Origin of the sequence: Actinomadura soli (assembly GCF_005889715.1) — a bacterium.
In the GTDB taxonomy this organism is placed as follows: Bacteria; Actinomycetota; Actinomycetes; order Streptosporangiales; family Streptosporangiaceae; genus Spirillospora; species Spirillospora soli.
This window is the reverse complement of sequence record NZ_VCKW01000280.1, coordinates 1-10,211: the sequence shown is the minus strand read 5'-3', so window position 1 is coordinate 10,211 and position 10,211 is coordinate 1. Positions and strand designations below refer to the sequence as shown.

At 69.2% G+C, this 10,211-nt stretch carries 10 protein-coding genes and 1 pseudogene; 3 read left to right on the top strand and 8 right to left on the bottom strand.

The features are described from left to right. The first annotated feature begins 278 nt into the window (after positions 1-278). From ETD83_RS34955 to ETD83_RS34945, 3 genes and pseudogenes are all read left to right on the top strand, one after another. Complete coding sequence (locus ETD83_RS34955) at positions 279-1,277, top strand: mechanosensitive ion channel family protein (RefSeq protein WP_138649486.1); 999 nt, start codon at positions 279-281, stop codon at positions 1,275-1,277. A 60-nt stretch (positions 1,278-1,337) separates the two neighbouring features. Beyond that, positions 1,338-1,703 (top strand): annotated as a pseudogene (locus tag ETD83_RS34950) (globin); the annotation flags it as partial. A 24-nt stretch (positions 1,704-1,727) separates the two neighbouring features. Then, positions 1,728-3,299: a glycoside hydrolase family 13 protein gene (locus ETD83_RS34945; RefSeq protein ID WP_138649485.1), complete on the top strand. Its 1,572-nt coding sequence runs from the start codon at positions 1,728-1,730 to the stop codon at positions 3,297-3,299. 100 nt (positions 3,300-3,399) lie between these two features. Here ETD83_RS34945 and ETD83_RS34940 read toward each other — a convergent pair whose 3' ends face one another. The 8 genes from ETD83_RS34940 to ettA form a co-directional block, all read right to left on the bottom strand. After that, positions 3,400-4,806 carry a S28 family serine protease gene (locus tag ETD83_RS34940; RefSeq protein WP_230421384.1) on the bottom strand — a complete coding sequence of 469 codons (1,407 nt, stop codon included), beginning with the start codon at positions 4,804-4,806 and terminating at the stop codon, positions 3,400-3,402. A 163-nt stretch (positions 4,807-4,969) separates the two neighbouring features. Then, a complete protein-coding gene (locus ETD83_RS34935; protein ID WP_138649483.1) occupies positions 4,970-5,191 on the bottom strand; it encodes a hypothetical protein in 222 nt (73 codons plus the stop codon). 72 nt (positions 5,192-5,263) lie between these two features. After that, positions 5,264-5,875, bottom strand: coding sequence for a GNAT family N-acetyltransferase (locus tag ETD83_RS34930; protein ID WP_205718048.1), 612 nt, complete (start codon positions 5,873-5,875; stop codon positions 5,264-5,266). Then, positions 5,872-6,309 carry an acyl-CoA thioesterase gene (locus ETD83_RS34925; protein ID WP_138649482.1) on the bottom strand — a complete coding sequence of 146 codons (438 nt, stop codon included), beginning with the start codon at positions 6,307-6,309 and terminating at the stop codon, positions 5,872-5,874. The genes ETD83_RS34930 and ETD83_RS34925 overlap by 4 nt, the downstream gene beginning before the upstream one ends. 122 nt (positions 6,310-6,431) lie before the next feature. Continuing rightward, positions 6,432-7,130: a hypothetical protein gene (locus tag ETD83_RS34920; RefSeq protein ID WP_138649481.1), complete on the bottom strand. Its 699-nt coding sequence runs from the start codon at positions 7,128-7,130 to the stop codon at positions 6,432-6,434. After that, on the bottom strand, positions 7,127-7,675 hold the full coding sequence (locus tag ETD83_RS34915) for an RNA polymerase sigma factor (RefSeq protein WP_138649480.1): 549 nt from the start codon (positions 7,673-7,675) through the stop codon (positions 7,127-7,129). The genes ETD83_RS34920 and ETD83_RS34915 overlap by 4 nt, the downstream gene beginning before the upstream one ends. Further along, positions 7,672-7,803, bottom strand: coding sequence for a hypothetical protein (locus ETD83_RS45585; RefSeq protein WP_268920533.1), 132 nt, complete (start codon positions 7,801-7,803; stop codon positions 7,672-7,674). Before ETD83_RS45585 ends, ETD83_RS34915 begins: the two co-directional genes overlap by 4 nt. Positions 7,804-8,144: 341 nt before the next feature. Beyond that, entirely contained in the window at positions 8,145-9,809 is a 1,665-nt protein-coding gene (gene ettA, locus ETD83_RS34910) for an energy-dependent translational throttle protein EttA (protein ID WP_138649479.1), read from the bottom strand. Positions 9,810-10,211: the final 402 nt, after the last annotated feature.

Here is a 10,211-nt window from a genome sequence, read left to right as displayed (position 1 = left end):
CCCCAGACCCCTCCCGGAGAAGCGCGGACGCCGCCTGACCGGCGTCCCCTGAGACCGGGCGTGTCCCGCGGGGCCGTGGCCGGAACGGCGCGGCAGCCGCGGACCTCGCGGGACACGCTCGCCGGACCAGCCCTCCCCGGCCGGGCCACGGCACCACGCCCGACCTCGCGGACCTCGGGACGAACCGGTCGGACACGTCCCCTACGATCGGCTCCGAGCCCGCCGCGGGTCCACGGCGAGGTGTCCAGGCACCACAATGGCCGGGGAGGGTCTGCCGTATGTCACTTCTCGCCGCCGAGCCGTTCCTGCCGTGGGCGCAGGAAGGGTCCCCCGAATCCGCCTGCGGGGACCCGACGCCGACCACCGCGTGCCGGCTCGTCTGGAACGTCTCGCACAACACCGGGTTCACGAAGTTCTTCTCGACGTGGCTCGACGGCGCCCTCACGACGCTCTTCTGGGTCGTCGTCACCTTTGTGATCGCGCTGATCCTGAAGAGCGTCGCGCACCGCATGATCACCAGGGTGACCGTGCGGATGGCCGAGGGCACGATGACCGAACGGGCCAGGGAACGGTCCCGGACGGTCTTCGAAGGGACCCCCGCCCTGCTCAACAAGCGGCGGGCCCAGCGCGCCCAGACGCTCGGCTCGGTGCTGCGGTCCATCGCGTCCGTCCTGATCATGGGGACGGCGGCGTTCAGCATCCTCGGCTCGCTCGGCCTGAACCTGGCGCCGGTCCTGGCCAGCGCGAGCGTTATCGGCGTCGCGGTCGGCTTCGGCGCGCAGAACATCGTCAAGGACCTGCTCGCCGGGCTGTTCATGCTGCTGGAGGACCAGTACGGCGTCGGCGACTTCATCGACGTGGGCACCGCCAAGGGGACGGTCGAGGCCGTCACGCTGCGGGTCACCCGGATGCGGGACATGGACGGCGTCGTCTGGTACGTCCCGAACGGCGAGATCAAGAAGGTCGGGAACGAGTCGCAGAACTGGGGCCGGGCCGTCCTGGACATCCCCGTCGACATCAACGAGGACACCGAGAAGGTCAAGGAGATCCTCCAGTCCACCGCCGACGAGATGGCCGCCGACGAGCGGTGGAAGGACCTCGTCCTGGAGGCGCCCGCGGTGTGGGGCGTGCAGGCGCTCGCCGGCGACGCCCTCGTGATCCGCGTCGTGCTGAAGACCGCGCCGGGCAAGCAGGGCGACGTCGCCCGCGAGCTGCGCGAACGCGTCAAGCGGTCGTTCGACGAGGCGGGCGTGACGGTCGCCACCCCCACGCCCTAGTGGATCAGGTGAGGTACGCGCGGGCTCTCACATAGGGTGGGAGGCGCTATGGCTGAACAGGTGACCTTCTACGAAGCGGTCGGCGGCGAGGAGACCTTCCACCGGCTGGTCCACCGCTTCTACCAGGGTGTCGCGGACGACCCCGACCTTCGCGCCCTCTACCCCGAGGAAGACCTCGGGCCCGCCGAGGAGAGGCTGCGGCTGTTCCTGATCCAGTACTGGGGCGGCCCCACCACCTACAGTCAGCAGCGCGGGCATCCCCGGCTCAGGATGCGGCACGTCCCGTTCGTCATCGGCCTCGCCGAACGGGACGCCTGGCTGCGGCACATGCGGGACGCGGTCGACGAGCTGGAGCTGCCCGAGCATCTGGAGAAGCAGCTCTGGGACTACTTCACGATGGCCGCGCAGAGCATGGTGAACGCCCCGACGTAAGCGGGTAGATCGCCCTGTATGACGCGAATCCCGTGGTGGCGCGACGCCGTCGTGTACGAGGTGTACGTCCGCAGCTTCGCCGACTCCGACGGGAACGGTGAGGGTGACCTCCAGGGGATCCGGTCCCGGCTCGGCCATCTGCGCGACCTCGGCGTCGACGCGCTGTGGCTGACCCCCTTCTACACCTCGCCGCTCGCCGACGGCGGCTACGACGTGGCCGACTACCGGGACGTCGACCCGCGATTCGGCACGCTCGGTGACTTCGACGCCCTGGTGGAGGACGCGCACGCGCACGGCCTCCGGCTGATCGTCGACATCGTGCCCAACCACTCGTCCGACCGGCATCCCTGGTTCCAGGAGGCGCTCGCCGCGCCGCCCGGGTCACCAGCGCGGTCCCGCTACATGTTCCGGTCAGGCAGGCCAGGTGAACGTCCCGGTGAGGAGCGGCCGCCGACCGACTGGCCGTCCGCGTTCGGCGGCCCGGCCTGGACGCGGGTGGACGACGGCGACTGGTACCTGCACCTCTACGCGCGCGAGCAGCCCGACTTCAACTGGCGCCACCCCGACGTGCGGCGGGAGTTCGAGGAGGTCCTGCGCTTCTGGCTCGACCGCGGCGTGGACGGCTTCCGCATCGACGTGGCCGCCGGCCTGTTCAAGGACGAGACGTTCCCCGACCTGGACGGACGAGCCCGCCGCCTGCTGAACGGCCCCATGTACGGCCGTCCCGAGGTCCACGACGTGTACCGCAAATGGCGGCAGATCCTGGACGAGTACGACGGCGACCGCATGGCCATAGGCGAGGTATGGACGGACGGCGCCGAAGACCTCGCGCTCTACCTGCGTCCAGACGAGCTTCACCAGGTGTTCCAGTTCGACCTGCAGCTCGCCCCGTGGTCGGCCACGGCGTTCCGCGACGTGGTGACAGCCGCGATCAAGGCCGTCGCCCCTACGGGAGCCGCACCGACCTGGGTGCTGTCCAGCCACGACTCCATTCGGCACGTCACCCGGTACGAGCAGCCGGAGAGCATCCCTGGCATCGGACAGGTGAGAGGCAAGGCGGCACTGCTGATGCTCTTGGCGCTGCCAGGGTCGGCGTACCTGTACCAGGGGGAGGAACTGGGCCTGCCAGAGGTGACCGACCTCCCCGACGAGGCAAGACAGGACCCGATCTGGACGCGCACGAACGGGCGGCGGGCGGGACGGGACGGCTGCCGGGTCCCGCTCCCCTGGTCGGGCATCGCGGAGCCCTACGGCTTCTCGCCCGACGGCGTCCGTCCATGGCTGCCGATGCCGGACGGGTGGGCGTCCATGACCGTCGAGGCGCAGGCGTCCGACCCGTCCTCCATGCTGGCGTTCTACCGCGAGGCGCTGGCCCTGCGCCGCCGCCTGCGGGACGACCTGCCCGAGGACATGGAGTGGCTCGACTCCCCCGACACGGCCGTGTTCTTCAGGCGTGGCCCGCTCACCTGCGCGGTCAACTGCGGCGAGAGCCCGATACGCCTCCCGCCGGGCCGCCCGCTCCTGACCAGCACTCCCCTGTACGGCGACCTTCTGCCCGGCAACACCGCCGCCTGGCTCACCACCCGCTGAAAGCGGACGCGGCGTGCCGGCCGTGTCAGGGGTCAACGCACGGCACGGCACACCGCAGGTTTCCGCTACAGCGGAACGCCCCGCTATGGCACGGGGTTCGCTACAGCGGCGGGCGCTGGAGCTGGAGCGGGTCGTCGGCGAACGGTCCGGTCTTGAGCGTCTGCACACCGGCCTCGACGCCCGCCCAGCGCTTGACGAAGGCGATCGACTTGGCCTTCTCGTCGGCGGACAGCTTGTCGATGAGGCGTGCGGAGTGGTTCAGGCCCGGCGCGGTGTACACGGCCGAGTCGCGGCTGCCGCGGCCGAGGCGGAACGGCTCGGAGCCCCACGGGTCGTTCGAGCCGTACAGGAACAGCATGTGGTTCGCGTTCCGCTGCACCCAGCCGTCGATGTCGCGCATGGCGCGGCCGTTGTCGAAACGCATCCGGATGTCGCGCGGGACGTAGGTGCGCGGCTGGTAGCTGCTCTCGTACCGCAGCAGCGGGCGCAGGTGCTTGAACTTCGGCGTGGGCCAGCCGAGCTCGGTGCCCGCCTGGTAGTAGTACGGGATGTACGGGGCGAGGCCCTGGTCGCTGTAGAAGGAGAGACCGGCGATGGTGTCCAGCGACTTGTAGAGGTCGTCGTCGGAGGCGTCCAGCGACGGCAGGGCCGCGCAGTCGGACTGCAGGCTGTACTGCCAGAACGCCCACTCGTAGTCCATCACCGAGTTCTCGAACGCGCGGTCCTGCGTGCGCAGGATCTCGAACGTCCAGCCGCCCGCGTCGGCGGCCGCCTTGAAGCGCTCGAGCATGGCGGGACGGCGCTTGAGGAACTCCCGCGCGAGGGCCTTGAGGTGATCGCGGCACTTGGGATCGTCGCCGACCGACCTGAAGAACGCGTCGTAGGCGCGGTCGTCGTTGTTGTTCACATCGTTCGGGGCCACGTAGACGACGCTGCCGTCGACGTCATTCGGGTAGAAGCGCTTGTGGTAGACGGCGGTCATGCCGCCCTTGCTCGCGCCCGTCGAAATCCACTTGGTGCTGTAAATCTTCTTCAGTTCGCGGATGAGCCGGTGCTCGTCGGTGGCGGCCTGCCAGATGTTGTCCTTCGTCCAGTCCGTGGGTTCGGGACGGGACGGGGTGAAGTAACGGTACTCAAGCGAGATCTGGTTGCCGTCGACCAGCGCCGTCGGCTCGGACGTGAACATCACCTCCGGCGTGTTGTAACCGCTGGTGTAGAGCACCATGGGCCGGTCGGTCGACTTGTGCTGCAGCATGATGCGCTGCTCGAACCACTGCCCCTTGGGGTTGCGGTGGTCGACCGGCTGCCTGTACTCCAGCCAGAACCAGCGGTAGCCGGGCAACGTCGAGGTCTTCTCCGTCACCTGCATCCCGGGAATCGCCTTGAGCCGGTCGAGGATGTCGCCGGCCTGGGCCGTACCCGCCTGGGCAGTGTCCGCCCGGTCCGTGACCGCCTGCGCCGTCGTGGCGCCGACTCCGGTCACACCCGCGGCGAGCAGCAGTGCCATCGCTCCTCGTGAGACGCGCCGCATTTATGCCCCTTCCACGTGGGATCTCCACATTCGCGTCGCGACACTAGAGCGAGAAGTGGGCCGAAAACGGATTGCTGCCGTGCTTGTTATCTATCCGTGACAGCTCGGTTGTCACCCGGCCAGTCCGGGACGACAACGGTCAGACGGCACCACCGGTGAGGAAGTGGGCGACCAGCCATCCGAGGCCCAGAACGAGGGCCAGCCGGCGCATCTGCCAGCCGAGGGGCTTGCCGCGAATGGCGAAGACGTTCCAGACGAGCTCGGAGAGCGTGTCGCCGGGCTTCCGGTTGAACACGGCGGGCATTTCGATGGCGAAGAACATCAGGATCCAGAAGATCCATGCAGCGAGATAGGGGGACATAGGACGCTTTCTCTGGCGAGGACGAACTCATTCTTTCCGGTAATACCCGGTAAGAATGATCGCTAGACGGCGTCAGACCGAAGACCGGGAGGCGGGTGGGGTGAGGGCTATGCCGTCGTCCCAGGGGGCAAGGCGCTCGAAGAACCGCTCGTCGTGCCAGCGTCCGTCGACATGGATGTGGCGGCGGGCCGTCCCCACGGCCGTGAAGCCGTTCCGCTGCAGGACGCGCTGGGACGCATGGTTGTCGACCCTCGTGAACGCCTCGACACGGTGCAGGCCGAGGCCGTCGAACGCCACGTCCAGTGCCTGCCTCACGGCCTCGGTCGCGACACCGCGTCCGGCGTGCGCGCGCGCCACCCAGTACCCGACGAAGCAGGTCTGGAGTGGGCCGCGCAGGACGTTGTTGAGGGTGATCCGTCCGGCGACCTCACCGTCCACCAGGATGACGCCGGGCCACATGTCCCCCGTCGCGTACGCCTCGACCAGGCACTGCAGGTTGTCGCGCTGCCCGTCGACGGTGAAGTACGAGTCGTCGCGCACCGGCTCCCAGGGACGCAGGTAGTCGCGGTTCGCCCCGTAGAGCGCGGCGAGCGATTCCGCGTCCGCCATCTGCACGACGCGGAGCCGGACCCCCGGCTGGAGGCGGGCGTCCAGCGGGGGCGGCGGACCGGCGAGGGCGGTCACGCCGTAGGCGCCGTGTAGCGCCCGATGAACTCCCGTTCCGCCGGGGTGAAGCGGCGCAGCCGGTTCGTCTCCGGGTCGAACGCGACGAGGGTCGAGGTGGCCTCGGCGTACACGTTCTCGTCGTCCCGCACCTCGTAGGCCAGCGTGAACGAGGCGGCGCGGGCCTCGGTCACCCACGTCTCCACCCGGACCGGGTAGACGGTCGGCAGCAGCGGCTGCCGGTAGTCGATCTCATGCCGCGAGATCACCATGCCGCGGACCGGCTGCTCCCCCTTGCGGACCGGGTCGCCGTGGAACATCTCCAGCCGCGCGTCCTCCAGGTAGCCGAGGAACTTGACGTTGTTCACATGGCCCTGGGAGTCGATGTCGCCGAACCGGACGTGGAACTCGTAGACGTGCCGGTACTCGGCCGCGGGCAGATCGGTCTGCTGCATGTCCTCGCCTGGGGGTACGGGGAACCGGTCCGGCTCGATGTTACCGGCAGAGGTCGACCGGCCCGGGCCGTCCCCCACGGGCCGCCCCCGGCCCCGGGGTCACCGGGGGCCGGGGCCCCGGGTCACCGGGCCGACGCGAACGGGTCGGCCACCGCCCCGGTCGGGATCGCGGAGGCCGCGGCCCGGACCAGGTCGACGAAGTCCTCCAGGCACGACATGCACTGCGCCGCGTGCCGGCTGAGCTCCTGGATCTCCTCGTCGCTCAGCACGCCGTTGGCCGGTACGAAGTCGCGGACGTGCGCGCAGGAGGCCGCGTCGGGCTCGGCCTCGGGCCGCGGACGGCCCGGGCCCGGGAGCCGCTGCCTGCGCGTGAACGCGGCCAGCATCTCGTCGATCCGGTCGGCGGCCTCGGTGTAGCCCGCCGCGTACGCCTCCGCGTACGCCTGCGCGGCCTCGGTGATCAGGTGCAGCTCCTCCCGCTGGACGCTGTAGGGACCGGTCGCCGCGCACCGGTCGGCGAGCAGGTCGAGCGTCCGGCCGAGGCAGAGCGCGGCGTCCGCGTGGTCGCTGCGGGCCGCGATCCGGTACCAGCGGGCCGCCTCGCCGAGGTTGCCGTCCGCGTCGTGGCGGCGTCCCAGCTCGTAGGCGGCCCGGTCCAGCTCCAGGGAGTCGACGAACGCCGCGTGCCGCGCGCAGGCGATGTCGTCGTACCGCTGCCGCCGGAACTCCTCCTGCAGCCGCGCCAGGCTGACCGCGAACTCGTCCTCGGGCATCCGGACGATGGCCGACGCGGCGGCGGCCAGCACGCCGTCCAGGTTCATCTCCGGCCCTCCATCTCGACCGCGGGCTCGCGGAGCAGCTCCTCCAGCCGCCTGCGCGCCCGGTACACGTGGGTCTTCGCCGAGCCCTCGCTCATGCCGAGGATCCGGGCGACCTCCGGCATCGGGAACTCCAGCAGGCAGTGCAGCGCGACGGCCTCCCGCTGGCGGCGCGGCAGGCTCCGCACGGCGTCCATGAGGTCGAGGCGCCCGTCCGTCCCGCGCTCCCCGGCGCTCGGCAGCCCGGCGTCCCCGCGCGTGATCATGTCGTCCAGGGACGTGCACTGCTCGCGCGCCTTCGCCTGCCAGCGCCGCAGCATGGTCGTCGCGACCCGGAACAGCCAGGCGCCCGGCTTGTCGTAGGTGACGAGCTCGTCCCACCGGCGCTGCGCGGCGAGCATGCTCTCCTGCGCGATGTCCTCGACCCAGCGGCCGTCGGACGTCTGGGAGCGCAGGTAGCCGGTGATGCGCGGCATCCAGTACCGGTAGAACGCGGGGAACGACGACAGCGTCTCGCGGGCCTCCCGGTCCGCCCGATCCGCGTTCACCACAGCGCTCCCGAGCCGGTGGACATGACGACCACGGCGACCTCCCACGACAGCGACTCGAACACGGGGACCTCCTCGGGTATCCGCGCGATGCTGAGAGCGACTTCCGCCCCAGCAGTGTTACGCATATAACTGCCGTCAGAGGCCACAAACGTTGACATCTATCTCAAATAATCTCATTACCTGCACCGATATCGGAGCGTGATCGGCACATCAATGACCGCCAGGTCATACCCGATGTGCGGACACCGCCCTCGTGACCTGCATTGATATCCAATGTCAGGGACGAAACAGAATGGGAAATCCAGCCGCAACATCGTACGGTCACAAACAAAATTCGGTCGCCGTCCCGGCCCGCAGAAGTGATCACGCGGCAACCCGGCTAAGTGGCACAGGGAACAGGAGCCATGACGCAGGTCACCCCAAGGCCAGTGTTCACTGGCCTTGGGGTTCTCGTAGGCGGCGGGGATCAGTCGCGGGTGAGCTTGCGGTGCGTGACGCGGTGCGGGCGGGCCGCGTCGGCGCCCAGGCGCTCGATCTTGTTCTTCTCGTAGTCGGCGAAGTTGCCCTCGAACCAGAACCAGTTCGAGCCCTCTTCCCACGCGAGGATGTGCGTCGCGATGCGGTCCAGGAACCACCGGTCGTGCGACGTGATCACGGCGCAGCCGGGGAACTCCAGCAGGGCGTTCTCCAGGCTGGACAGGGTCTCGGTGTCGAGGTCGTTGGTCGGCTCGTCCAGCAGGAGGACGTTGCCGCCCAGCTTGAGGGTCAGCGCCAGGTTCAGGCGGTTGCGCTCGCCGCCGGACAGGACGCCCGACGGCTTCTGCTGGTCGGGCCCCTTGAAGCCGAACGCCGCGACATAGGCGCGGGACGGCATCTCGACCTGGCCGACGTTGATGTGGTCGAGGCCGTCCGAGACGACCTGCCACACCGTCTTCTTCGGGTCGATGCCGCCGCGCCCCTGGTCGACGTAGGACACCTTGACGGTCTCACCGAGCCGCAGCTCACCGCCGTCCGGCTGCTCCTCGCCGATGATCATGCGGAAGAGCGTGGTCTTGCCGACGCCGTTCGGGCCGATGACGCCGACGATGCCGTTCGGCGGCAGGTTGAACGACAGGTCGTCCATGAGGAGCCGGTCGTCGAAGCCCTTCGTCAGCTTGTCCGCCACGATGACCGTGTTGCCCAGGCGGGGGCCCGGCGGGATCTGGATCTCCTCGAAGTCCAGCTTGCGGGTCTTGGCGGCCTCGGCGGCCATCTCCTCGTACCGCTCAAGGCGGGCCTTGCTCTTCGTCTGCCGCGCCTTCGGGTTCGACCGGACCCACTCAAGCTCGTCCTGGAGGCGCTTCTTGCGCTTGGCGTCCTTGTTGCCCTCGACCTTCAGCCGGTCGGCCTTCTTCTCCAGGTAGACGGAGTAGTTGCCCTCGTAGGGGTAGCAGCGGCCCCGGTCGAGCTCCAGGATCCAGGTGGCGACGTTGTCGAGGAAGTACCGGTCGTGCGTGACGGCGAGGACGGTGCCCTCGTACTTGGCGAGGAACTGCTCCAGCCACTGGACGCTCTCGGCGTCGAGGTGGTTGGTGGGCTCGTCCAGCAGCAGCAGGTCAGGGGCTTCGAGCAGGAGCTTGCACAGCGCGACGCGGCGGCGCTCACCACCGGACAGGTTCGTCACCTCGGCGTCGCCGGGCGGGCAGCGCAGCGCGTCCATCGCCTGCTCCAGCTGGCTGTCGAGATCCCACGCGTTGCGGTGGTCGAGCTGCTCCTGGAGCTTGCCCATCTCCTCCATCAGCTCGTCGGAGTAGTCCGTCGCCATCTTCTCGGCGATCTCGTTGAACCGGTCGACCATCGCCTTGGTCTCGGCGACGCCCTCCTGCACGTTCCCGAGGACGGTCTTCTCCTCGTTCAGCGGCGGCTCCTGCTGCAGCATCCCGACGGTGAACCCCGGCATGAGGCGCGCGTCCCCGTTGGACGGCTGTTCCAGACCGGCCATCATGCGCAGCAGCGTCGACTTACCGGTGCCGTTCGGTCCCAGGACACCGATCTTCGCGCCTGGAAGGAAGTGCAGGGTGACGTCGTCCAGGACGACCTTGTCGCCATGTGCTTTGCGCACACGCTGCATCGTGTAGATGTACTCGGCCATATCCTCAAGCCTAGAGGGTCTGAGATGGTGTTAATTGCAGTGCTCTCCTCCTTCGGGCCTTGGCGGCCCTCCATGGTCGATCACTGCGCGCGATCGCTGCATCGCTTCGTCTCGCCTGGCGGCTCGCTGCGCGATCAGGTTTCTCGCAGGCTCGAAACCTGCCTTCGGTCGCGATCGCAGGCGTTGAGGTTGTCGCGTGGTTGCGCAGGTGGTTCATGTCAGCGCGAACGGGGCCTCCACGACCTGCGCGCCGGCGTCCTTTGGGGTCAGGCGGCGCGGGCTCCGGGGTGTCCATTGAGGTCAGGCGGCGCAGGCTCCAGAGGTGCCGAGGTCAGGCGGCGGGAGCTCCGGAGGTGCCCTTTGGGATCAGGCGGCGGGGGCTCCGGAGGTGTCGGGGGCAGG